The following is a 25,114-nucleotide window of genomic DNA, read 5'->3' on the forward strand; positions in this document are numbered from 1 at the left end:
ACGCAGTCTTTGAATTAAATGTGGTTGGAGCTGCCTTGCGTTCCTAGAAACGAACCAGATTGTTGATGCGAACAGGTAAACCAGTTGCGATAGCGCGATTGGCTGCAATTCCGGTGAGGATGGATCTTGCTCCGTCGAATTGGTTGGCAGCGCGGTGGTAGGGATCTTCCGCTGGCTCTCCAAACAGATCATTCAGAAGTACAGGATCACCTCCGCCATGGCCGCCTTCTTTTTCCTCGACCTGAACCTCGTATGGAGCATCGAACATGGGAAGGACTCGCAGTGTTTTCCCAATCAATGCACCTTCAAGATTTTTGTCACCCAGCGAGTTAACATAGGATTGTTCCACAATATTCATTTCGATCCGGCCTTTGGTGCCGTTAATGGCGATGCGATAACCTTCCCACGGCTGGTATGCAACCAGTGAATAGGTCAATATGGCTTTATTCTGATACTGGACAAGAACGCCCATCGTATCCTCGATGTTGATGCCATCTCCGAATACGCTTTGATCCCGCTGGTAGCCGTCTTCCGGCTCAGCATCCAGATACATGGCTTTGAGATATGCATCCGAATCCAGGTGCAGGGCAAAAGGATCTTCTTGCGCAAGCGGGTTGCCTGTTGCACGAGTGTAAAACTGGGTCACGCCTCGTTCCTCTGCGTTCTCTCTACCATAATACATGAGATCGCCGAATGCGAAGACGGTCTCAGGCTGCGAACCGATCCAGAAATTGACCAAGTCGAAGTGATGCGTGGATTTGTGTACGAGCAGTCCGCCACTATTACGCTTGTCCCGGTGCCAGCGGCGGAAGTAATCTGCGCCATGGCGCGTATTCAACAGCCATTCGAAGTGGACCGAAGTCACTTTTCCGATCGTGTCATTCTGAATCAATTCCCGTATTTTGGTATGGTGCGGCGCATAGCGGTAGTTAAAGGTGACGCGTATGTTTTGTCCAGTCCGTTTGACGGCATCAAGAATATCCTGACATTTATGCTCATCGATGGTCATGGGCTTCTCAGTCACAACATCACAGCCAAGCTCCATTGCTCGAATGATGTATTTGTGGTGGGTGCGGTCGATACTGGTTACAATGACGAAGTCCGGCTTCTCGTTCTCAATCATCTGATCGAACTGATCTGCAGTATAGGTTGGCACCTCATTGTATTTATATTTTTCCCTCAGCAACTGATTGGCGTAATTCATGCGTATCTGGTTAATATCGCAAAAAGCTGCAAGTTCGGATGTTTTCCTGAAATTTTGGGCTAATGCTCCATAGAAAAATTCAGCACGGCCGCCTGTTCCGACCAATACATAGCGTTTTTTGTTACTCATGTCTATCGCCTCCTTGAATATAGCTCTAGACTATAACAAGGAAGCACTTCTTTCGCCGCTTTTTGTGCGTAATCGCTTTCAAATGCCGCTTATTTTGCTATAATTCAACTAAAGGGGGCAGCTGCATGATACAGACATTTCGAGCGGATTACCATGATCCCACCGGATATTTGAATATCGAATATGATCGCCGCATTGGATATTTTTCCATGACGGATGACCATCTGCATGACCATTATGAGCTGTACTACCTGCTATCGGGTGAGCGTATATACTTCATCAAGGATCGAACTTACCGGGTCCAAGCCGGAGATTTCGTATTCATTAACCGGAATACCGTTCATAAAACGATGGAGAGTGGAAGGCCAGATCATGATCGAATTGTTCTGTATATCAAGCCAGAACTGTTCACCGAATTGGCCATTTTACCTGAGCTGGCAGAGGGCCTTAAGGAGCCATTCGGCTGGAATATTCCCATTCTGAGGCTTCCTTCACAGGTAAGTGAAACAGCGGAACGAATGGTCAGTGAAATGATTGATGAGATGGTCCATAACAGAGCTGGAAGCAGCCTGCTGCTGCGTCACCGATCCGTTGAACTCCTGTTGTTTGCTTACCGCAATAAACATTTGGGCACCGTGCACTCGGCCGATAGTGAGCCGGTTCTGCATCCCAAGGCACAGGCAGTGGTGCGTTATCTCAACGATAACTATCATCAGGATTTAGCGCTGCCGGAGGTTGCTGAATTATTTCGAATTAGTCCCCATTACCTCAGCCGTCTGTTCAAACAGACCACAGGTTTCACGTTCAGCGATTACCTCAATCTGCTTCGGGTGAAGGAGGCACAGCGGTTGCTGCGTGAAAGCGAGGATTCAATAACCGAGATCGCTCTGAGAGCGGGATTCAGCAATTTTTCACATTTCGGGAAGATGTTCAAGCGTACGGTTCAGGTGTCACCGAGGACATATCGACAGGAGTTTAGAGAAGTAGGTTCGACGAGAGTGCTGAGATAGGGTGGGTTTATTTCAAACGTTGGAGTCCCTTAATAATGATGTTTGTTTTATCACTTACCTTTTGTAATTCTTTCAATGAAAGCTTCGCATAGGCTGGAGGGACCACATGCCAGTACTGATGGAAAAGGTCACTTCGTTCAGTATATAACCTTTGGGCAGTTCCATCGACCATATTAGTAATGAGCCCATAATATTCGAAAGCGTTCTTAATATTGTTCGTATAGATGCTCAGGTTTGTTTCATCTGTTGTTTTGTTGCTTTTGATGTATCGATCCAGCTCTTTTTTATAATGTATACTTTCCAGAATAACACTGCGGTAAGCTGAGTCGGCAGAAGACTCGATACGATGTTTGAGTTCACGATACTTATGAAAAAAGATGGATGCAATAATCAGAATGATAGTAAATAAAATCAGAATAATATGTCGTGTTTTTGTACTCATAAATACGTCCTTGTTTATGTATTTAGTATGTTCCCCATTTTGAAAATAGAGTTCTACATAATAACATGTAACGACACTTAAACCTATAGGTAAATACAGGAAGGAAATTCTTGAAGACACGCGATCCAAAGTCGAACATGTAAAAAAAAAAAAAGAACCTGAGCAATCCTGCGTGCGCAGACATTGGTTCAGGTCCTTTATTATGACGTTGTAAAACAGTGTTTAAATCTCACTTTAGGAACAACGCAGCTCAAACCGAAATATTACTTGTATCGTTCTCAGGTCGCAACTTCATCTGTAACTCTTCATTCCGTGGACAGACCAACACACCATCAATGACATCGAGACGTGCGGCCTGAATGGAGGAACGACGTGCGGGTTCGCTGGCATGATCGATACCTTCGAACCGATCCGGGTGGGTAAAATAAAAGATATAGGCTTCATCATCCTGTACGACGACATCTGCATGCAAACCGATTACACCATCATCCTCACGATTTCCTGGCTGATCGAGAATCAGACTGTTCCATTCCCAATTCTCCAGGTCATCCGATTTGTAAACGGCCTGTCCTCTCCATTCGTCAACAATCATCCAATACGAATCACCGAAACGAAATACGTTCGGCCCTTCATGCGCACGTCCTGCAATAACCGGTCCAATCACATCCCATTGATAGAGATCCGGGCTATCTGCTGCATACGTATGGGACGAATTAGCTTCATCCTTGTACCACATCCGGAATTTTCCGTTCGGCAGCGGGTAAATACACGCATCAATCACACGATCCGAGCTAAGCTCCAGTTTGCCGTGAAAAGTCCAACATATCAGATCCGTACTGGTGTAATGCAAAATGTGCCGATCATGGCCCGCCCAGTCATGGGGCACCCCTTGAATGTAACTGACATACATGTGATACTTGCCTTCATGCCAGAAAATTTCTGGAGCCCAGAACGTATTATGTCCCCATTCATGCTCCAACCCGGTTAACGTACCGCGATAAGTCCAAGACTGTCCACCGTCAGCTGAAGAAGCTACGCCCAAATCCGTGCCATGCACCCAGGCGAACTTTGGCCCTCCGGCTGTGGCTCTGCGATTGGTATAGATCATCCACCAGGTTTGCTCGGAACGATTCCATACAACGACCGGATCAGCAGCTCCATCAAAGATGGGATCACGAAACAATGGTGCACTCATGATGATTCCTCCTTATATTCAATCCCATTGATTTTGAGAGTTATTGCTTCTATCGTAAAAGAAATGATTTGAAATTACAATATAACGTTTTCAATATTTAAGGAATTATATATTTGTTAATTCATTTAAATCTTTCAATTAAAAATCTTACATCGTAAACTGTACCCTGTGTTCTAGTTTGGAGCATTTAATGCTGATCGAAATCTGGAATGTAATTAATTACTTATATAGTAGGAAAATATCTATTCAGCCCATTTTACATCTTGCGGTTCAGGAGCAACCGGCGTATATTGAGATTTAACTAAATTAGGAATAATTTGAAAGACTGATAGCTTGTAAAGACATTTTTGTACATAAAGGAGAAGCCGATGATACAGACCAGATTGGACGAATTGGGCATTGTATTGCCCCAAGCAAGTACGCCGGCAGCAAAGTATACCAATGCGGTGATTGTAAATGGAATCATGTATGTGTCCGGTAAAGGGCCGGATACGCGAGAGCGTGGCAAACTCGGGGAGCAGTTTACGACGGAGCAGGGATATGAATTTGCCCGAAATGCTGCCATCGAGGTGTTGGCTGTTGTTCAGGAAGTGCTTGGTTCGCTGGATCGGGTGAAACGGGTGGTTAAAGTGCAGGGGTTCATCAATGCCACTGCCTCGTACGAGGAGCACCATAAAGTGTTAAACGGGTTCTCGGATCTCATGCTGGATGTGTTCGGAGAACAGGGAGTACACGCCCGTTCCGTATTTGGTGCTGTATCCATAAGGGATAACTTGCCGCTGATCATTGACTCGATATTCCAGGTGGAGGAGTAGAATTCATGACCAATCCAGCTTCGATTAATCCGTTAATGCTGTCTTTTCCCGAAAGTTTCGAAACACCGCGTTTGACTATTCGTGCCCCGAGGTGGGGAGATGGAGCGGCAGTGAATGAGGCCATTCGTGAAAGTGCGGAGCAATTACGTTTGTGGCTGCCTTTTGCCGAGAACATACCTTCACTGGAGGAATCGGAAACGAATGCTCGCAAAGCCAGACTGCAATTTCTGGAGCGTACCGACATGATGCTTCATTTACGTGACCGATTTACGGATGAATTCGTGGGCAGCAGTGGACTGCATCGAATCGACTGGAATGCCTGTTGTTTCGAGATTGGTTAATGGGTCAGAACTTCTCGTGCCGGTGAGGGTCTCATGACGGAAGCAGTCAGAGGTATAGAGCGGTTCGCAATATCTTATCTGGAGGCGAATCGGCTGGAAATTCGCTGTGATGCCCGCAATGTGCGAAGTGCCAAAGTGGCTGAGCGCGCAGGTTATACGCTTGAAGGTGTACTGCGCAAGATGCGGCGTGACAGTACAGGTACGTTAGTAGATATGATGGTGTATGCCAAAGTAAGAGGCGATGAGTTCGAATAGAATGTTTGAATTGAGATAAGAAATGAATCGGAAAATGATTTGAAAGAAAAAAGAAAGAAACGGCTCCTGGAAGAACACGTTGTGTTGTTCTCCAGGGCCGTTTTTTGGTGTGCAAATATTGGAGGCTGGGAGGTACTTAATAGCTGAATGAATTGGAGCAGATAAAAGGAACCTCCTTACCTCATTGGATTGGGAATGTTGACGTATAGCGGCGTCTCACCACGCTGATGGAACCGGCTGAGCAGATTGGCTTTGGCCGGTAAGGTCTCGGTGGTCAACAGATCACGAATGACGTCGTTGATGTGCGAGGACTCGGCTGTCTTTTTCCGAAGCTCCTCCAACGTATTTCTCACCACCCTCCAGTATGGCTGCTCCTGTTGACCAGTATAGTATGCCAGACGTTGGACCACATGACTGAGGTGATTGACAAAAAAATAATATTTCAATCGATGCCGTGATTCTTTTTCGGTATACAAAACAGGACTGTTGGCATTGACAACCTGATCGATCCAACCTTGCTGTTCCGCTAAGGCTCGATTGACACTGATGCCCTCCAGATCCCTAACCACAAATGTGGCAGGCATGCCGTCTTCAAGACGCAGCATGGAATTCTGTACATGAGCTTCCAGACTAATGCCTGTCTCGGCATACAGTTCCACAAGTGGAACCATGGACAACTCCAAATATTGACGAAGCCATTCATACCAGTCTGTCTGCACCCTCGTATCATTTACACGATCCGGCGACGAAGATGATTGGAGACTTTCCCGGACAGCCCGGAACAACAGCGGTTCAGTTTCTCCGGGAAGCACCTCCATGAGAGAGGCCACAACATAAGGCGCCCCTGAAGCAGAGCGGCAAGACTCTGGTGCTTCACGCAGGATCATGGAGAATCCCGAGATCAGCGCATCCTGAGTAGACGAAGGTATCTCTGGAACCTTCAAGCTACGGTAGCCTTTTTCCAGCAAAATTTGAAATTTCTCTGACGTCCAGCGATCCTGAATCTGCTGTACTATTCTGGATGCATCCAGTGTGCGCAGCAACTGCTCTTCATTGTTCTCGCGAATAAAGTTTGTAATTCGAATATGAAGAGACAGCTTGTAGAAACAACCTTCCTTCGGATTCCAGACCGTGCGCACCGATGAGGTAGGATACACGGAAGGCCCGGTAGTGCCCAGATCAATCAAGGTACCTTGTTGTAATAAGGATTTTACAGGTTCAAGTGTCCGCAAATAGGCAGCCTGCCAAGGATGACAAGGGAGCAGGACATACTGTTTGCTTTCCAGAGAGAGGTGCTTCCAAGCGGCCTCGGCCATTTCCGCAGGAACCCATGGTGCTTCACTGCCATAGTCCACGGTATCCAGCCAATCCTCCAACACGAGTTCAGGTGTGACCGCAAAACAGCTGAGAGGAAAGCTAACGCCAAATTCTGGCGAATAGGCATGCGAATCCGAAGAACTGAAGCCCTCCAGACTTTTCGGAGTTGGATGAAATGGATGACCACATAGCAGTGCCTGTTCCAGATAGCGAAAATCCAATGTTACAGGAGAGGTTGTGTTCAGCGCGTGCTCCAAATAGGAGGTCATATGCTCCAAACTGTTGTAAACCATCTGCTCCAGCTCTACTCTTTTCAACATTCGGGCTTCTAGATTGGGTTCTACAGATGATATTTCATCGAGCAACAGCGTCGTTATTTGTTCAAAAGAAACTTCTCTCCAACCATCGGGCTGTGCCCCGCCTGATTCTGCAATGTGAAACTTGTCGCCATAGACATGATGTCCAGCGGCGGAACGATGAAGCAGATTTCCATATATCCTCTGACCAGTACGCGGAAGCTCAATAACAAGCGAAAGGTCTGGCCGCGTGGCAATTCGAACATAAGGATCATGCTGTTCGGTTTCTCGAAGATAGGCGTTCAATATACGGCTTAGCATCTCCTGACGGGCAATTCCGCTCGGCGATACTAAAGAGGGATGAACAGTCTGCTGGAATGGATCGATGGTGACGTTATCCTTGGTCATGATTGATTATCATCCTTTCACAAATTATTGGAGTGGCAGTTGTACGGGAGCTTTTGGCTCATGAACCGCTGGGCGGCGTACAGCAAGCGAAGCGGCGAGCATGACTGTCCCCATGACAAGAAATACAGCTGGAATTCCCCAGATACCTCCGATTAGAACCCCAATGGACGGACCGGCAATCTGACCAGCCATTAACATGCTGTTGGTAGCTCCGATGCGCACGCCCCGATCCTGATCGGTGGAGGATTTGAGCACGTTGAGCATGACCGTCTGCAATAGGGCGCTGTAGAAGAATCCTTGCAGAAAACGTACAACCAGCAGCCAGGCCACCCCGAGTGGAAGTGTATGTGCAAGCAGGCACAAGCCGCATAACAAACCAGCCAGCCGGAGATTGCGTTCGGGTAAGTAACGATCGTTTCGCTTACCCCACCACGATGCGCCAACCAATTCACCAACCGAAGACATCGCGAGCAGAACCCCGACGGTAAGTGCAGCTGCACCTGAGGAAGGGACGATTTCACGAATAAACGGAGTAAACATCGTAAATGTTGCAAAATCTGCGAGCTTGAAAATGATGCCTGCGATAACGAGTCTTCGGGCAATCGGATGTGTAATCAGCGAAACGAAGGCATGGATAATTCCGCTCTTGTTTTTGTTTTTTCTATGGTTGTTCAACATAGCGACCGAAGGCTGGTGCTGTTCCACAGGAGATACTTGAGTATTGTTCTTGGCCGTACGAGTCCGATGCGTCGTCGCCCCCGTTAATACGATTGCGGCAAGCACAGCAAAACTCAACGTCAACGAGGCCGTAATGAACAATAGCGGACGACTTCCCCATGTGTTTACACATATGCTTCCTAGCAGTGGTCCCACGAGCAGACCTGCTGCCGATGCCCGCTCCAACTGTCCGAGCGCAGAACCCTGTTTTTGGTCAGGGGCATGGGTTCCCACAAACGCACTGCTCGCATCAGATATGCCACCGAAAGCCCCCTGGCAGAGACGGAACAAAAAGAATTGAAAGGGCGTCTGGGCAATGCCCATCAGAAACATGCTAAGGGCCAGTCCGACCAGCGCTCTGACAACCATCCATTTTCGACTCCAACGATCTCCGATCTTACCCCAAAAAGGGGTTAGCAGTGCGTAGGATAGAGCAGGTGCAGATACGGACAGACCTGTCCACATCAGCACTTCTTCCGGCGTTCCCGCGTTCAGATGCTCCATGTAGTACGGTATAAAAGGGCTGATTCCAGTCAGCCCGGCACTGGAAAGAAAGCGCCCACCCCACAAAATGCGGACGCTCTGTTTCCATGCCATTTGAGACATCATGTGTCCACTTCACCACCTTGATTTTGGCAATTTGAAACCAATTGCTGATCAGATTATCAAGAATGATTCTCAATGTCAATCTTATTTTTTTCAAAAACTTTCCAAAAATTTTAGTGTTGACAGGAAAAAAAAGGATATGCATAATAGGCCCTGTGTCCAAATGTGAAAATGATAATCATTATCAATAAAGCGATTTTGGACAACAATATGCCCAGAAAGCTGGTGTAAACACATGGAACAAAGTACCCTGCAAATCAAGGATCGCTCGCTTAAAGTTGCGGATTCCATTATCGATTGTATTGGTCAAACACCACTGGTTCGCTTGAATTCCCTGTTCGGATCTTCAGGAGCATCGGTGTATGCCAAGCTGGAAATGATGAACCCCGGCGGCAGCATGAAAGATCGACCTGCAAGATACATTATCGAGCAGGGTCTGCGAGACGGAACGATCAAACCGGATACGCATCTTATCGAGAGCACTTCAGGAAACTTGGGAATCGGTCTCGCATTAACCGCCAAACGATATGGCCTGAAATTCACCTGTGTGGTTGATCCAAAAATCACATCAACGAATCTGAGAATGATAACCTACCTCGGGGCACAGGTTGACATGGTTACTGAACCGGACGAACACGGAAGTTATTTGCAATCCCGTATTCGCAGGGTCAAGGAGTTAGCCAGTCAGGACCCGGCAGGTTACTGGATCAACCAGTATGCCAACCCTTTGAACTGGCAAGCTCACTATCATGGTGCAGGTCAGGAGATTGTGGAGCAGATGGATGGACAGATAGACGTACTAGTGTGTGCAGTGAGTACGACTGGAAGTATTCTGGGCATATCCCGCCGTGTGAAAGAGGCAAATCCGCATGCGCTAATCGTAGCCGTTGATGCAGTTGGCTCGATCATTTTTGGCACACCATCACGTCAGCGTGAATTGCCGGGTATCGGCGCCAACCGTGTCCCTGAGTTATTCAGCCCGAACGAGATTGACCAAGTTATTCATGTGGACGATCGGGAATCTGTGCTGGGCTGCCAGAAGCTGCTGGAACGGGAAGGCATTTTTGCAGGAGGTTCGTCCGGATCACTGGTTGCTGCACTGGAAAAACTGGTTCCAACCTTGCGGCCTTCAGCCAAGGTGGTTACTGTTTTCGCAGATCGTGGAGAACGTTATCTGGACAGTGTGTATGACGAGCAATGGGTTAATCAATTGCCGCCAAGCCAAACGATCAAGAGTATATAAAAAATTATCTCGGAGGAGAGATCAGATATGAGTACCGTTCAGGATCATAGCCTTTTGTATATGAGTAAACAGGATATTATAGATCTGGGAGGGCTGTATTCACAGCCATATGTCAAAGCAGTAACCCGTGCACTGGAGCTTCATGCCAAGCGGGATATCGTGCAACCGTTGAAGCCTTATCTGCGGGTTAACGAGGAGAGCGGTCATATTGCCGATCGCATTATTGCGATGCCTGCGTATGTGGGTGGCGATGTAGCGATCAGTGGTCTCAAGTGGATTGGGAGCAAACATGATAATCCGGCCAAGCGTCATAAGGAACGTGCAAGCGCTCTTATTATCCTCAATGATCCGGAAAGCAACTATCCGGTGGCGGTGATGGAAGGCAGCGTGATCAGCGGGATGCGTACGGCGGCAGTTACAGCTATCGGGGCAAGGTATTTAGCCAGAGAAGGTTTCCGCACAGTGAGCGTGATTGGCTGCGGGGTGATCGCCAGAATGCAGATCACCTCGCTGCTTGAACAATTTGACTCCATTCGGACCATCCATTTGTATGACCTGAATGCCGATACGGCCCGCCAGCTTGCCGATGAAATTGGTTCGCGTTTTGATCAGGTTGAAGTACGGGTGGAAGATTCGTCAGAACAAGCGGTACGACAAGCGGAAGTACTCGTAACAGCTACGGTAGCCTCATCGCCGCATATTCCGTATGAATGGATTGCCAAAGGTACATTTGTCAGCAACATCTCGATTATGGATTTGCACAAGGATGTATTTACGCAGGCAGACAAAGTAGTCGTGGACGATTGGGATCAATCCAACCGGGAGAAAAAGATTATTAATCAGCTGGTGCTGGAGGGCAAATTCTCCCGTGAGCAGCTTCACGCTGAACTCGGCGAGATCCTGATAGGGGAAAAGCCAGGACGCGAACATGAGGATGAGATTATTGTGCTGAACCCGATGGGGATGGCGATTGAGGATATTTCCAGTGCGGCAGAGATGTATGCAAGAGCCGTTGAACAAGGAAAGGGCACACGTTTATGGCTATAGAGCTGAATACAGGGCGTATGCCTCAGGTTGCAAGAGTCCGTGAGCATTTATTGGCACTGAAAGAACAACAGACCGAACCGGTATGTGCCTACATCCGGGATGTAACAGCACTCGTCGCTCATGTGCATCAGCGTGTACAATCCATGCCGGAATCTAGTCAGCTGTTCTATGCCATCAAAGCCAACTCGGAAGAAGAGGTGCTTCGAGCGCTGGCCCCTGTAGTTCATGGCTTTGAAGTGGCATCTTTGGGCGAGATGGTGAAGGTGAGACAAGTCTCAGCGGATATTCCGATTCTGTTTGGTGGACCAGGCAAGACAGAAGCAGAGCTTCGGGGAGCGATAGATCATAAAGTGCAGCTTATTCATGTGGAAAGTATGCATGAGATAAACAAGCTGAACGAGATTGCGAGTCAAAATGACGTTCGGGTATCCGTATTGCTGCGGATTAACCTGAAAGGTCCACTGCCTCAGGCGACACTGGCGATGGGCGGTCGTCCGACCCAGTTCGGAATCGACGAGGTCATGCTGCCACAAGTCATGAACCAGCTCCGACACTTGCCACATATTCAGGTGGAAGGGTTTCATTTTCACTCCCTTTCGAACAATCTAGATGCGGAGCAGCATGTGAAACTGATTGAGTATTACTGCACCATCGCGCGGGATTGGGCGAGGCAATATGGTTTCACGCTTCGGTATTTGAATGCCGGGGGTGGAATTGGTGTGAACTATGCGCATCTGGAGCAACAGTTCGACTGGAACACATTTGTGAATGGTATTGCACCGGTATTGCAAAAGGAACTGCCTTCGGAAACGACTTTGTTGTTCGAATGTGGGCGTTACCTTACGGCATCGAGTGGGTATTATGCAACCGAGGTGCTGGACGTTAAAGTCAACCACGGCAAAACATATGTCATCGTGCGTGGCGGTACACATCATTTTCGCCTACCCGTTTCTTGGCAGCACAGTCATCCGTTCGAGGTGATTGAGGTGGAGAACTGGACGCATCCGTATGACAGACCCGAGGTGAAGCAAAACGCTTTTACAGTGGCAGGCCAGCTATGTACTCCGAAAGATATTTTGGCAAGTGATATTACGTCAAGCGGGGTTCGGGCAGGAGATATTTTGCTGTTCCAATATGCGGGTGCTTATGGCTGGGCGATCTCGCATCATGACTTTTTGAGTCATCCACATCCGCAGCACATTTATTTGCATTAACACGTAAACGGTTTGAGGCAGTGCAATCATGGGAGGTGTCATATGAACGGTCTAACAGCAGCATTGGTCAGGTCCGATGAGTGGATAATGGTGCGGCGACGTATTTTCAGGCAATTGGTGGAGTCGTTTCTGTATGAGCAAATCTTGAATGAACCGGTGATCGGGCCTTATGCGGAGGCAGAGTATACACTGCGAGGGGAGACGGAGACAGGAGAGAAGGTGGAATACACCTTTTGGGCTGTACGAAAAGAGAGCTTTAACCGCATTCGGTTGTCAGATAAACCAATTATGCGGGTAACATCGAAAGATCGAGCGGAAGCAGATTCCATTCCTCGTTTTTTACTGGAGATGGCTGCGCATATTGCCACATCCGAAGCTCAGCTGGGGCAATTCATGGATGAGCTTCAGCAAACCCATCTGAAGGACACGCTGTCTGTGCGATGGCGTGCTGGTCAGCCCGAACCTCGGGTATCGGAATATGACGAGTGGGAATCTGCCCTGATTGAAGGGCATCCGTATCATCCTTGTTACAAATCCAGAGTTGGATTCACGCTCTCTGACAATGAAGCCTATGGACCGGAGTTCGGACCGGAATTCAAGCTGGTCTGGATTGCGATTAAACAGGATGCAGCCCAAATATCTATTTCGTCTTCACTGGACATGTATGCTGAGTTTATCCATAACGAGCTGGGGCAGGAGCTACAGACATTCAAGTTGATTTTGCAGGAAGTTATATCATCTGCGAACTTGAAATTGAACTCGGCTGCTGATGCCGAGGTGAAGTTGAATACGGATGGGGATGCAAGTGTGGATGAATATGTATTTGTTCCTGTGCATCCCTGGCAGTGGAAGCGAATCATATCGGTGGCGTGTGCGGAGCAACTTCGAACAGGGGAGATTGTGTATCTGGGTCAAGCAGGTGACACCTACCGTCCTCAACAATCCATTCGCACATTGACGAATGTGAGTCATCGCGATAAACCGTATGTCAAACTGCCGCTGAATATGGTGAATACATCATCCGGACGAATTCTCGCACAGCACACAATCATGAATGCGGCCCGTATCTCTGATTGGCTTGGTCGTGTGGTGGCAGAAGATTCGTTTTTACAGGATGAGCTTGGTCTGATTGTGCTGAAGGAGATTGCGGGGGTATCGTACCATCACCAGAAACTGCCCAATATGCTGGAGCAAAAAATATACGGATCACTCGGGGCTATCTGGCGGGAAAGTCTGCATCCGCGCTTAATGGCAGGAGAAGAGGCTTTGCCATTCAATGCTCTGTGTCATCTCGATCAGCAGGGCACTCCGGTCATTAAACCGTGGATAAACGAATATGGCCTGGATCGCTGGGCCCGGCAATTGCTAAATGTTGCGGTGGTACCGCTGATACATCTGCTGTACGCACATGGGGCGGCGCTGGAATCACATGCGCAAAATATGATCATCGTGCTGAAAGAAGGATGGCCCAGCCGGATTGCGCTTAAGGATTTTCATGACGGTATCCGTTACTGCCCATCCATTCCTCACCCGTTTGGCTACCCGGAAATTGAATATCCACCTGCCAACCATCAGCGGGTGAATCGCAATTCGTTTGTGGAGAAAGAAGACCCTTCCGAGGTGAAAGACTTTATATTGGACGCGTTACTTTTTATCAATCTGACCGAAGTGGCATTTTTTCTGGAGAAGCACTTTGACCTGAGCGAAAAGCAATGGTGGCGCATGGCTGCCGAAGTGATTTTGAATTACCAGGAGCGGTTCCCGGAGTTACTGGCGCGATTTGAACAGTTTGACGTTTTTGCACCCGAGATCGAAGTGGAACAGCTGACTAGACGGCGAATTCATGAAGGGCCGGGGGATTGTGTGCATCGGGTAAGTAATCCACTGCATGTCTACAGGCCAGTTCGGCAGAATTAATCAGGGGGGAGGAGAGCATGCGCATGGAAAGTACGAGAATATCTGAATATCAGAGCCATGATAAGGATCAGGAGAGGCAACCGTTTTGCAAAGAGGACTCCTTTAGCCATCCAGAAAATGTTGTTGCAAGTTCTAGACTTGGAGTGGAGAAGGAGCATTGGCAAAATCAACAAAGAAAACTGTACACCGCAGCGCTGTCTTCATACCACTATACCGATGCACGCAGACGCATATTCAGACAGTTGGTTGAATCTTTGATGTACGAAGGTGTTATGGAATATACCTCAAGGGAGGAGCAGGGGTTCAACGTTTGGGAAATGGAGGGTACAGGGCTGAATGGTGAACGGGTCATCTACGCATGCAAGGGAACAGGGCATCTTACCTTTGGTCGTTTGCGGTTGAACCATGAACCCATTACAAGACGTGTCTATGTGGATGAGGCTCCGGCTTCGAAAAGTAACAGCATTCAAAAGAGAGAACCTATTCTGCCTGGAACTACAGCCGGCCAAGAAGCGGAGTCGATTTCTCTATTTTTGCTGGAAGTTGGACCAGCGATAGGCGCCGATGAAGGGAAGCTGCTACATTTTGTTAAAGAACTGGAGCAGACGCTGATCAATGATACACTGGCGCGATATGTACGGGCTGAGCGGCAGACTGATCTACATGCTCTTCCCGATGAAGACTGGGAAAGTGGAATTATCGAGGGTCACCCATACCATCCAAGTTATAAATCCCGTATCGGCTTCCGAATTGAAGATCAGCTTGAATATGGCCCCGAGTTCGGCGGATGTATTAAACCGATATGGGTCGGAATTCATAAGCAAAACGCACGGATAAGTCATGGCACGAATGAACATGGACCGGCTACAAGGGAATGGCTTCAGGATCAACTTAGCGAACAAGTGTTGGAACGCTTCCTCACGGCACTACAGGAAATGGGTGCTGATCCGGCAGAGTATGTGATGATGCCAGTCCATCCGTGGCAATGGCGAACAACGATCAGTTCTGTACTTGCAGAAGATATTCGTAACGGAAGCATCGTACCGCTTGGCAGCAGCGAAGACCGATATACTGCTCAACAGTCGATTCGCACGCTAGCTAACCGATCACGTCCCAATTCACCGTACTTGAAGCTTTCGCTGAGTATGATCAACACATCAACTGGTAGGGTGATCGCCCCACATACGGTTGAGAATGGACCTCGCATTACCGACTGGCTGCAGGGAATTAGCAAGCAAGATCCCTACTTGAGGGATGAACTGCGTGTCATTCTTTTGGGAGAGATTGCTGGCGTTGCATACGACAATCATCAGATACCGGATGTTTTGAAGCCACTCTCGTATGGTGTGTTGTCCTGCGTTTGGAGAGAAAGTGTACATTCCCGGCTGGAACCGGGTGAATCAGCGATTCCGTTTAATGCATTGTCTACACTGGACTATGCGGGGCGCCCGGTGATTGATCCTTGGGTGAAAAAGTTGGGTGCTGATGAATGGCTGTCCGAGCTGTTGCTAACTGCGGTACGACCGCTCATTCACTGGTTATTCGCTCATGGGATTGCGCTAGAGTCTCATGCACAGAATATGCTGCTAATTCACCGGGAAGGCAGACCCTCACGCGTTGCGCTGAAGGATTTTCACGATGGAATTCGATTTACAAGAGAGGCACTTGCCGATCCAAAGCTCTGTCCAGCGCTTGTCGAGGTGCCGGAATATCATCGTCGTGTGAACCGTAATTCATTCCTGGAGACGGAAGAACCGACAGAAGTTCGGGATTTCATACATGATGCCTTTTTCTTTATCAATCTTGGAGAGCTGGCTTTGTTCATGCAGGAGCATTACCAGATCAGAGAGCAGACCTTCTGGAACAGTGTTCGTAAGATCATTACCGACTATCAACAGCGTTTCCCTGAATTTCATGAACGGTACGAATTGTATTCCTTGTTTGATCCTGAGATCGGAGTAGAGCAATTGACGAAGCGGCGCTTGTTTCCAGATCATGAATTGCGTATTCATCAAGTTCCGAATCCACTGGAGCACACGATTATGGATAAATATGGGTCTAATGAGGATGAATTAAAAAATAGTATATGAGATCAAAAGAATATTGCATGGACAGAAACTGGAATTGTGGGATATTGTTTTAATAATGATAATCATTATTGATTAGGTTATTAAATAGGATCAGGGGGTTGGATGGGATGCAAGTAGAGAGAAAGAGGATTGGAATGAAATCATGGGTACATTTTGCTATGCTGGCGGTACTGATGCTGGTGCTAGCGGGTTGTGGAAATTCGGGATCGGGTGCAGCCAATGGTTCAGCAGCGGAAACCGCTCCAACCGAACCAAAGCAAGAAGAAACCGTAGCCAATACTGGCGATACACGTACCGTCAAAGATGCATATGGTGAGGTACAGGTTCCAACCAATGCAAGTCGAATTGTGGTACTGGACATTGGGGCCTTGGATAATTTGCTCGAGTTGGGCATTAAACCTATAGGCGCACCTTCCATCCTGGCAGCAGGCGATCCGTATCCGGCTTATCTAAAAGGCACAGAAGGCATTGAGAATATCGGATCGGTGAATGAACCAAGCCTGGAGGCTATCGATGCACTGAAGCCGGACTTGATCATTGGTAATAAAGATACACACGATGCTATCCATGATCAGTTAAAACAAATCGCGCCTACGGTGTTTGTAGAAACACTTGGGGTTACCTGGAAAGAAAATCTGCAGCTTCATGCCGATGCTGTAAACAAGCTGGAAGATGGCAAGAAGCTGTTGGATACATATCAGCAGCGCATTGAGGAATTGAAATCTACGCTTGCAGGCAAAGATGCCAAGGAAGTATCGCTGTTCCGTCCCCGTGAAGACAAAATTCAGGTCTATCTGAAAGAAACATTTGCAGGTACGATTATGGAAGATTCCGGAATTGTTCGTCCCGCAGCACAGCAGGATGCAGGCTTCTCCAAGGATATTACGGAAGAACAGATTGCTGATCTTGATGGTGACGTAGTCTTCTGGTTTAACCGTGAGCCGGATGCATTCGCCAAACTGGAGAAAAGTAAATTGTGGGCAACGTTGAAAGGAGTCCAAAATGAAGCTGTGCACCCGGTTGACTGGGAGTACTGGATGAGTGGCCTGGGCATTCAGGCTGTAAACAAGGTCGTGGATGACCTGAACACCTATGTAGCCAACTAAACACAAAACATGCTGGACCTTTTCTAGCGGCAATGGATTGGGATTCAGCACTTATCAATTGCAATTATGCTTCCAAGTGGTCATAGCTTAACTGTAAAATTGGGTCGTCGAATGTGACGATCCAATTTTTCTGATTTTTCTGCATAGGGTTCGTTCCATGTTATATTCGTGCTCTATATTTGTTCTTATATAATAGAAGGAAAAATTTTGACAGTTCGTTTTTTCAAGTGATTTATACAACATATTGAAGTACATAAATCAAGCAGCATGCAGGTTGGAGGCGTAGAAAAATGAACACAAACACCAGGTTTAAAATCACTGGTTTAGCAACCATCATCGTGTTGACACTTCTCGCGTTTCTATTCAGCATCATGTATGGCATCGTACAGATTCCATTGCGTTCTGTTGTGGATACGTTCTATGCCTTTGATGGCTCGCGTGAACACCTGATCATTCAAACCGTCAGGCTGCCAAGAGCGGTTATTGCCGCAGTGGTTGGCAGCTCACTGGCTGTGGCCGGGTGCCTGATGCAGGCGATTAGCCGCAATGCCCTCGCAGGTCCTGAACTGTTCGGTATTAATTATGGCGCGGCACTTACCGCGGTGCTTGCTTCCTTTTGGCTGGGAACGACGTCTCTACAATTATTTGCATGGTCTGCGCTGTTGGGGGCGGCGGTTGCAGGCGTGCTGGTTTTCCTTCTTAGTTCCACGGGCAGACAACCCTTAACTTCCGTAAAACTAGTTCTGGCAGGGGCTACATTAAATTTGTTATTTGCTTCACTGACACAAGGCATTCTTATCCTGAATGAGCAGTCTTTGGATGCGATGCGTTTCTGGTTGGCGGGTTCATTGACAGGCAGAGATCTCGATCTGTTTATTCAAATTCTGCCTTATCTGATCCTTGGCATCGTCGGTTCGTTTGCATTAAGCAGTCAATTGAACATTTTTGGATTAGGTGATGAAGTGGCTCAAGGATTAGGACAGCGAATGAAGATGATTAGGATCATCTGTATTATCTCGATTGTTCTGCTGGCTGGCAGTGCCGTGGCACTTGCCGGACCAATCGGATTTATCGGGTTAGCCGTTCCGCATATTGCAAGATCAATAACAGGCAGTGATTATCGCTGGGTAGTTCCGTACTCTGCTGTTCTGGGGGCACTACTGCTGCTCACAGCAGATATTGGAGCGAGATTTGTGTTGCCTGGGCAGGAAATTCCTGTTGGGGTGGTTACAGCCTTCTTCGGTGCTCCTTTCCTCATCTATTTGGCCCAAAGAAAGGAGAGATCGATATGATTTCTTCTATTATAAAGAAACGTGCAATCACCCTTATTCTGATCCTGTTGTTATTGAATGTGGGGGTGCTTGTGCTTAATGTGATGTTAGGAGATCGCTCCATCCCTCCGGGAGAAGTATTGCGTAGCTTGATGGGAAGGGGAGATCAGGAATATCACTTCACCATTCATCAGTTAAGGCTGCCCCGGGTACTGACCGGTTTTCTGGTTGGGTGCGGTCTGGCATTGGCGGGTACAATCCTACAGGTCATTACAAGGAATCCTCTGGCATCACCTGGCGTAATTGGGCTGAATTCGGGTGCGGCTGCTGCGGTGGTTGCCGTCATGGTGCTGGTTCCTACCTTTCCAATGCGGCATATGCCTTGGATTGCATTCGTTGGAGCCTTTCTCGCGGCCACGGTAATCTATGGATTGTCATGGAGAAAAGGAGAGGCGAGTTCCACGGTTCGCATGCTGCTGATTGGTGTGGGCATCTCTGCAATGGCTGGCGCATTAATCACCTATTTGCTGACGGTGGGCAAAATATTCCGGATCTCTCAGGCTTCCGTGTGGATGGCAGGCAGTCTATACGGACGAACGTGGGGACACTTTTGGCCTTTATTGCCGTGGATGCTGCTCCTGTTTCTTCTATTAATATGGATGTCCAGACGGCTGGATATGTTTCTGCTCGATGTCCAGTCGGCAACTGGACTGGGTCTGCGGGTAGAGACTATGCGGGTGTTGTTCCTTCTGATGAGTGTAGGGCTCGCCGGGTCCGCGGTGTCGATGGCAGGAACGATTGGCTTTGTTGGCTTAATGGCTCCTCACATGGCAAAACATCTGGCAGGAAGCCGGAGTCTCGTTCGTTTACCGATTGCAGCGTTGCTTGGAGGACTGATCGTCATGCTCGCAGATCTCGCCGGACGGACATGTTTCACTCCGTATGAAATTCCAGCCGGATTAATTACGGCGATTATCGGGGCTCCATATATGATGTATTTGCTGTTACGACGCAGAGGGATATAATGAAGAAAAGGATTCAGAATGCAAGAAAGGCTGGTGCATTTTTTCATGCCATCATATGTGAACGAAGCCAATCTAATCTATCTTTTATCTTCAGTACGTAAACGAAAGTTTCCCATGACCCGACAAGCCAAACATGTTCGGGTCCCTGTATACATATTATGCTTTATTACAGAGGGCGAAGGAGTTGTTGTACTGGATGGTGCGCTCCAGAAGGTTCGTCCTCTCCAGTTATATTTGCTTGTACCCGGCATGATTGTGGAATTCCCGGAACAAGGCAGCACGTTTGAATACTATGGCATATGGTTTGAACCGATCCGGCTAACTAAGACCAGAGGTAGATATGAAGCATTGCCTTCCTTATCCTTATCCGGAGCACTCTCACCAGGACATATTCTCGTGCATCATCCACAACAGATCCTCCAACAGATCGTGCAGTTGTATCATCACAGTCGGCAGGAACGAAATCGGGATTCATTGAATTTGAGAATTCAGTTAGAGCAATTGATCCAGAATATTATGAAAAATGAAACGGAACAGCCGACTACCGTAATGGATGAACGGGTTGAACGCAGCATCCTTTATATGGAGCAGCACTATACGGACAAAGTAAGCATTGAACAGCTGGCTGAAGCAGCAGGTGGCATGCCGCCGGTTGCTTTTTCACGTTTGTTCCGAAGTGAAACAGGTCTGCCACCAGTCGAGTACCTGAGCAATGTGCGCATGACCCGGGCCAAGCAGATGCTGAATACGAAGAACAGTCGAGTGAAGGAAGTGGCAGCTGCAGTCGGGTTTCGTAGTGAATTTTACTTTAGCCGCATGTTTCAGCGCATGGTGGGTGTATCCCCTACATTATATATGAAGCGAGGCAAGTTAAAGGTGGCTGTAGCATCCTCGCTCGGTTTCGACGACCATCTGAAATCTGTTGGAATCGAGCCGGTCTGTGTGGTGGATTTATTCCAGTATCCAGGACAGAGCAATGAACAGTATGCGGAACAATTGCACAGCCAACTGCTGGAATTGGAGCAGTCCAATCCAGATATGATCATTGCCGATCATTATCATACAGAGTTCAGAGAGCAGTTTAAACAAACGGCTGCGCCTGTATTTCTGGATTTCTCTGTGTGGGACTGGAAAGGAAACTTTGAGAAAATTGCCGAGTTGGTGAACCGGGAACGTGAGGCTGCGGAGATGCTGACTCGTCTGGATGTGCAGACTGAGACAACAGGCCAGACATTGCGCCGGATACTGGGCCAGGAACGGATGACCATCATGCAAGTGAGCCACCGGACGATTGGCATTCAGGGCAGGGTGAATCATCCGCTCAATGAATTGGTATACGGCGAGCTTGGTCTGCGCCCGGGTAATCAGGCTCCAGCAGAACTGTGGCGTATGGAGCTGCAACCGGAGGCCATGCCTGTATTGGAGACGGAACATTTGTTAATTCATCATCATCATATTCTCGCCGGTAGTGACAAAATGTATGACCAGTTGACCAGAACGGCAGCATGGCCCCAGATTCCGGCGGTGAAGGATGGAAAAGTTAAGCGTATTCCCAATTGGTTTGTAATGAGCTGGACTCCACTGGGGAGACAACGAATCATGAATGAATTGATGGCAGCCGTGGGTGAACATCAGCAGCGATAAACAGCGTTGAATATGTAGTGTTCAACAGGGATCGTACTGCAATAGGTAGTCTACTCATGTTAGGGAGAGTGAAGAATGAGACGGATTGGGCAAGGAAGAACGGCTGAGATCTATGAGTACCCATCAAATCAGATTATGAAATTATACCATGCGGATTTTTCAACCGAAGCTGTCCAGAATGAGTTTCGAATTACCGAGGCAGTATTCCAAAAGGGCCTACCTGTGCCACAGGCAAGATTGTATATGGATGATGAATCGCGTAAAGGGATTATATTTGAACGGATTGAAGGCAACACGATGTTATCCCTCATGATTCAGGAGCCCGTGTTGATCGAAGAACTATCGCGTCAAATGGCAGTCTGTCATCATAGCCTTCACGCCCAACAGGATGATGAAGGAGCACTCCCCACACAAAAGCAGATTCTTACTGGGGCCATTCGCAATACCTCTCTATTGCCGGAAGAAGATAAGGTGCAGGTTATCAATTATATGTCGTCGCTTCCGGAGCGAAAGCAAATTTGTCATGGCGACTTTCATCCCGATAATGTCATGTTAAATGAAATGAGAGATCAATATTGGGTTATAGACTGGATGACAGGCATGTCGGGTGATCCAGCGGGTGATGTGGCACGAAGCTGGGTAATATTAATGAGCGGCACGTTGCCGGAGGATACAGACCCGGCTGTTCATAAGGGATTTGAATTGGCTCGCAATGTAATGCTGGATCATTATATCCAACATTACATCCAGATTTCCGGGATATCTCGCCAGGAGCTGGATGCCTGGATTTTGCCTGTCGCGGCTGCACGTCTAGACGAGAGGTTACCTGCAGTGGAAGCGGATCAGTTAATCAAGCTTGTGCAGGATCGTATTCGTCTGCTGAAATGACATATTTAGTGTAACTAACAAGGATAACGAGGTGAAGAAATTCATGCTGAACGCATTAAAGGCCATACAATCTTACAAGTCAGGCCATCTCCCGGAGGGGGAGCAGCCACTGTGGCTGCAGCTGCTGGCAGCGGCAGAGCAGCCGAATATTAACCTGGAACGCATTCATTCTATAGCTGAACTGAAAGGCACGAATCCGGTACTGGATTACGTAGAACGTACAATCTTGGTGCTGGAGCAACTTCAGGTTTCTTTTTGGATGCGAGAAATTCTGGAGGATGTGTTGGTCTGGTCGGAAACGGCCAAGGCAGGATCACCGAAACAGCGGCGAAAATGGCAGAAACAGGGGGTTAACCTGTTCGTGCACAATGTCGGTTCAGCACAGCTATATGACATGTATGGAAGTGTTGGAAATTTGCATGGCAAGCAAGGCCATCGTGAGGAGGAACATTCATCTCGATCAGAATCCTCACGTGATTTATCAAATGATGATCCAAGCGGTAATACACAAAATGCGCAAACTGCATATGGTTCACCCACACCTCGGCATGAGATCATTCGTACCCTTATTGCCACACACGGACTTATTGGTCAGTACATAAGAGGAGAAATTCCATTTGCCGAAAATGCCCCACTGCACTCGTTCATAACGCAAGGGTGGCTGACCGCAAATGAAATGCAGGCCATCCTGATCGCATTAAATGAATGTATCATTGCTGGTGTTGATCCAGCGTTGTGGAATCAAGTTCAGGCTGAAGTGCAGCGTATCGTAGGTTGGATTATTACAAAGCCGGATCATACAGACTGGAATGTGAAGGAGCGGCTGTCACGCTTACGGAGCTCATCTATACGTCAGGGAGAAGCGATGGATGAAGCATATGCGAAACTTCAAGCTCAGCTTGAGATAGAGAAACTTCTCGCTCCTCTGGCTCATCGGACCTTATGGTATGTGGAGTCAGCGATGCATGATTTTTCATTGCAGGAGATGGTTAAGATCTTCCTTTTGACGCTACACAGTGAGGGAATGTTATCTGTAGATGATTTGACGATGAACAGCACAGGCATAGGCAGAGTAACCGAAGAAGAAGGAGTGGGCTTGAACTCGACTTCACAGGAGCAACAAGGGGATATGGTAAGGCATATCAGCTTCGAACCATTAATGAACACGATGTATTACGATTATAAAGGTGTCAAGAAACTGAATGTTTACAAGAAACGAATGATTGAAAAGTATTTGGAGCAATATTCGTGGGAGCAGATTGAAGCAGGTGAGACGATTACTTACCCCCATCTGACACATCGGATTGAGCGGCACCCGGATTTGCGGGATACGGTATTTGTGACATTTGAATTTTCCCCGGCGGCCGAGAAGCTAATTGCATTTTGTATTGAAGCAGAAAAGTCTCCGTTATACGAAAAGGCTGTGCTGTTGTTATTTGACCTATTTGGACTCCGTCGGGATGCGTATGATCGGTTCCATAATGAAGAGACGTATCTGGCCGACATGAACAGCTCAGGTGATTACAAGAAAGTACTGCTGGATTACATGGTTGGCAAACGTGTGCTCGATATCGGTCCCGGCGGTGGAATATTGCTCGATCTGATTGAGCAGGAACGACCTGAGATGGAATCAATCGGCATTGATATTTCAGCGAATGTTATTGAGGCGTTGGAGCGCAAAAAGCAGCGGGAGGCACATCGCTGGCAAGTATTGAAGGGAGATGCTCTCCAACTGGATCAATACGTGCAGCCAGGCACGGTGGATACGGTTATTTTTTCATCCATTCTGCATGAACTGTATTCGTATATTGAACGTGACGGACGAAGATTTAACAGGGATACGGTCGTTGCTGCGCTAAGAAGTTCATTTAACGTGTTATCCCCCGGGGGCCGAATTCTGATCAGGGATGGCATCATGACTGAACCCGAAGCGCAAAAGCGTCGAATTCGTTTCCTTGAACCGGATGGGATGCGATGGCTGGAGCGGTATACGCAGGATTTCCAGGGACGCATCATTGAATTCGAGCGAATCTCTGAGGACGAAGCGCTGCTGGATATCAACGATGCGATGGAATTTCTGTACACCTATACATGGGGCGAAGAAGCATATGTCCATGAGATTCAGGAACAATTCGGCATATTTACCCCATCGGCATATGAGCAAAGTATTCGCGAAGCGCTGGGTGAGCAAGCCGAGATTATTACATTTAGACACTTTCTTCAAGAAGGATATACGGAGGCGCTTGGAGAACGAATTATATTTATGGATGAACAGGGTCAACCTGCACCTTTGCCAGACAGCACCTGCCTGATTGTGATTGAAAAGAAGAAAGGAATGGCGGACAGATGACGAATGAAGCCAACACGGCTTTATATTTTGTAAGGCACGCGGAATCTGAATATATGGAAGGGCAGGAACGTGAGCGAGGTCTGACGGAACAAGGAAAAAGGGATGCGGCGACCGTCGCGGGTTTGCTCCATCGGGAGCAGATCGAGCTGTTTTATTCCAGTCCGTATAGACGGGCCGTGGATACGATTCAGGGGTTGGCCGAAGTGTCAGGTGGCATTGTGGTCACCGAAGAGGATTTGCGTGAGCGTAAGCTGTCAGGTCCTGAAGTGAAGCATGAACATTTTCGGGAAGCCAAACAAAGGCTCTATGATGATCCTGCATTCGCTTATTCAGGTGGAGAATCCGGCGAAGTCGCTGGGGCGCGGGCAATTGCTGTTATACAGCGAATTCTGGATAGGCATCCGGGACAAAAAATAGTGATTGGCACCCATGGGGATATCATGACGTTGATTTTCAATTATTTTGATTCGTCCTACGGTTATGACTTCTGGGCAAATACAACGATGCCGGACATCTACAAGCTGGAGTTTGATCGTGAAGGTAGGTTGGTTCAGGTAACACGATTGTGGGAAGAGCAGGTGTAG

19 protein-coding genes and 1 pseudogene are annotated in these 25,114 nt (G+C 47.9%); 15 read left to right on the forward strand and 5 right to left on the reverse strand.

The genetic code is table 11. From position 1 onward, the window contains the following. Nucleotides 1-43: 43 nt before the first annotated feature. Nucleotides 44-1,333 carry a Gfo/Idh/MocA family oxidoreductase gene (locus tag PTQ21_RS17745; RefSeq protein ID WP_274566526.1) on the reverse strand — a complete coding sequence of 430 codons (1,290 nt, stop codon included), beginning with the start codon at nt 1,331-1,333 and terminating at the stop codon, nt 44-46. A 125-nt stretch (nt 1,334-1,458) separates the two neighbouring features. Here PTQ21_RS17745 and PTQ21_RS17750 point away from each other — a divergent pair, with 125 nt between their 5' ends. Then, a complete protein-coding gene (locus PTQ21_RS17750) occupies nt 1,459-2,343 on the forward strand; it encodes an AraC family transcriptional regulator (RefSeq protein WP_274566527.1) in 885 nt (294 codons plus the stop codon). A gap of 7 nt (nt 2,344-2,350) precedes the next feature. On the opposite strand, the gene PTQ21_RS17755 is transcribed toward PTQ21_RS17750, so the two are convergent. Together PTQ21_RS17755 and PTQ21_RS17760 are read right to left on the reverse strand one after the other, a co-directional pair. After that, nucleotides 2,351-2,785, reverse strand: coding sequence for a hypothetical protein (locus tag PTQ21_RS17755; RefSeq protein WP_063563348.1), 435 nt, complete (start codon nt 2,783-2,785; stop codon nt 2,351-2,353). A gap of 250 nt (nt 2,786-3,035) precedes the next feature. After that, nucleotides 3,036-3,980 (reverse strand): glycoside hydrolase family protein, encoded by a 945-nt coding sequence (locus PTQ21_RS17760; RefSeq protein ID WP_274566528.1) that lies wholly within the window; start codon nt 3,978-3,980, stop codon nt 3,036-3,038. Between the two features lie 368 nt (nt 3,981-4,348). Between PTQ21_RS17760 and PTQ21_RS17765 the strand changes: the two genes are divergently transcribed. Both PTQ21_RS17765 and PTQ21_RS17770 read left to right on the forward strand, forming a co-directional pair. After that, nucleotides 4,349-4,795 (forward strand): RidA family protein, encoded by a 447-nt coding sequence (locus PTQ21_RS17765; protein ID WP_274566529.1) that lies wholly within the window; start codon nt 4,349-4,351, stop codon nt 4,793-4,795. A 5-nt stretch (nt 4,796-4,800) separates the two neighbouring features. Then, a pseudogene (locus PTQ21_RS17770) lies at nt 4,801-5,391 on the forward strand (GNAT family N-acetyltransferase). 176 nt (nt 5,392-5,567) lie between these two features. Here PTQ21_RS17770 and PTQ21_RS17775 read toward each other — a convergent pair. Both PTQ21_RS17775 and PTQ21_RS17780 read right to left on the reverse strand, forming a co-directional pair. After that, nucleotides 5,568-7,412 carry an IucA/IucC family protein gene (locus PTQ21_RS17775; protein ID WP_274566530.1) on the reverse strand — a complete coding sequence of 615 codons (1,845 nt, stop codon included), beginning with the start codon at nt 7,410-7,412 and terminating at the stop codon, nt 5,568-5,570. Between the two features lie 24 nt (nt 7,413-7,436). Further along, nucleotides 7,437-8,726 carry an MFS transporter gene (locus PTQ21_RS17780; protein WP_274566531.1) on the reverse strand — a complete coding sequence of 430 codons (1,290 nt, stop codon included), beginning with the start codon at nt 8,724-8,726 and terminating at the stop codon, nt 7,437-7,439. Nucleotides 8,727-8,970: 244 nt separating this feature from the next. Here PTQ21_RS17780 and sbnA point away from each other — a divergent pair, with 244 nt between their 5' ends. The 12 genes from sbnA to PTQ21_RS17840 all read left to right on the forward strand — a co-directional run bounded on the left by sbnA (nt 8,971) and on the right by PTQ21_RS17840 (nt 25,114). Then, on the forward strand, nt 8,971-9,978 hold the full coding sequence (gene sbnA / locus PTQ21_RS17785) for a 2,3-diaminopropionate biosynthesis protein SbnA (RefSeq protein WP_090805673.1): 1,008 nt from the start codon (nt 8,971-8,973) through the stop codon (nt 9,976-9,978). 27 nt (nt 9,979-10,005) lie between these two features. After that, on the forward strand, nt 10,006-11,025 hold the full coding sequence (gene sbnB / locus PTQ21_RS17790; protein WP_274566532.1) for a 2,3-diaminopropionate biosynthesis protein SbnB: 1,020 nt from the start codon (nt 10,006-10,008) through the stop codon (nt 11,023-11,025). Beyond that, a complete protein-coding gene (locus PTQ21_RS17795) occupies nt 11,016-12,239 on the forward strand; it encodes a type III PLP-dependent enzyme (RefSeq protein ID WP_274566533.1) in 1,224 nt (407 codons plus the stop codon). Before sbnB ends, PTQ21_RS17795 begins: the two co-directional genes overlap by 10 nt. 42 nt (nt 12,240-12,281) lie before the next feature. Then, complete coding sequence (locus PTQ21_RS17800; protein ID WP_274566534.1) at nt 12,282-14,156, forward strand: IucA/IucC family protein; 1,875 nt, start codon at nt 12,282-12,284, stop codon at nt 14,154-14,156. A 23-nt stretch (nt 14,157-14,179) separates the two neighbouring features. Next, nucleotides 14,180-16,246 (forward strand): IucA/IucC family protein, encoded by a 2,067-nt coding sequence (locus PTQ21_RS17805; RefSeq protein ID WP_274566535.1) that lies wholly within the window; start codon nt 14,180-14,182, stop codon nt 16,244-16,246. Nucleotides 16,247-16,380: 134 nt separating this feature from the next. After that, nucleotides 16,381-17,352, forward strand: coding sequence for an ABC transporter substrate-binding protein (locus PTQ21_RS17810; protein ID WP_072733454.1), 972 nt, complete (start codon nt 16,381-16,383; stop codon nt 17,350-17,352). A 290-nt stretch (nt 17,353-17,642) separates the two neighbouring features. Next, nucleotides 17,643-18,644, forward strand: coding sequence for a FecCD family ABC transporter permease (locus PTQ21_RS17815; protein ID WP_274566536.1), 1,002 nt, complete (start codon nt 17,643-17,645; stop codon nt 18,642-18,644). Further along, complete coding sequence (locus tag PTQ21_RS17820; protein WP_274566538.1) at nt 18,641-19,648, forward strand: FecCD family ABC transporter permease; 1,008 nt, start codon at nt 18,641-18,643, stop codon at nt 19,646-19,648. Before PTQ21_RS17815 ends, PTQ21_RS17820 begins: the two co-directional genes overlap by 4 nt. Before the next feature lie 57 nt (nt 19,649-19,705). After that, a complete protein-coding gene (locus tag PTQ21_RS17825) occupies nt 19,706-21,292 on the forward strand; it encodes a helix-turn-helix domain-containing protein (RefSeq protein ID WP_274566539.1) in 1,587 nt (528 codons plus the stop codon). A gap of 75 nt (nt 21,293-21,367) precedes the next feature. Continuing rightward, a complete protein-coding gene (locus PTQ21_RS17830; protein WP_274566540.1) occupies nt 21,368-22,180 on the forward strand; it encodes a phosphotransferase family protein in 813 nt (270 codons plus the stop codon). Nucleotides 22,181-22,223: 43 nt separating this feature from the next. Next, complete coding sequence (locus tag PTQ21_RS17835; RefSeq protein ID WP_274566541.1) at nt 22,224-24,530, forward strand: class I SAM-dependent methyltransferase; 2,307 nt, start codon at nt 22,224-22,226, stop codon at nt 24,528-24,530. Continuing rightward, nucleotides 24,527-25,114: a histidine phosphatase family protein gene (locus PTQ21_RS17840; RefSeq protein ID WP_274566542.1), complete on the forward strand. Its 588-nt coding sequence runs from the start codon at nt 24,527-24,529 to the stop codon at nt 25,112-25,114. The genes PTQ21_RS17835 and PTQ21_RS17840 overlap by 4 nt, the downstream gene beginning before the upstream one ends.

It is taken from the genome of Paenibacillus marchantiae, from assembly GCF_028771845.1.
GTDB lineage: Bacteria > Bacillota > Bacilli > Paenibacillales > Paenibacillaceae > Paenibacillus > Paenibacillus marchantiae.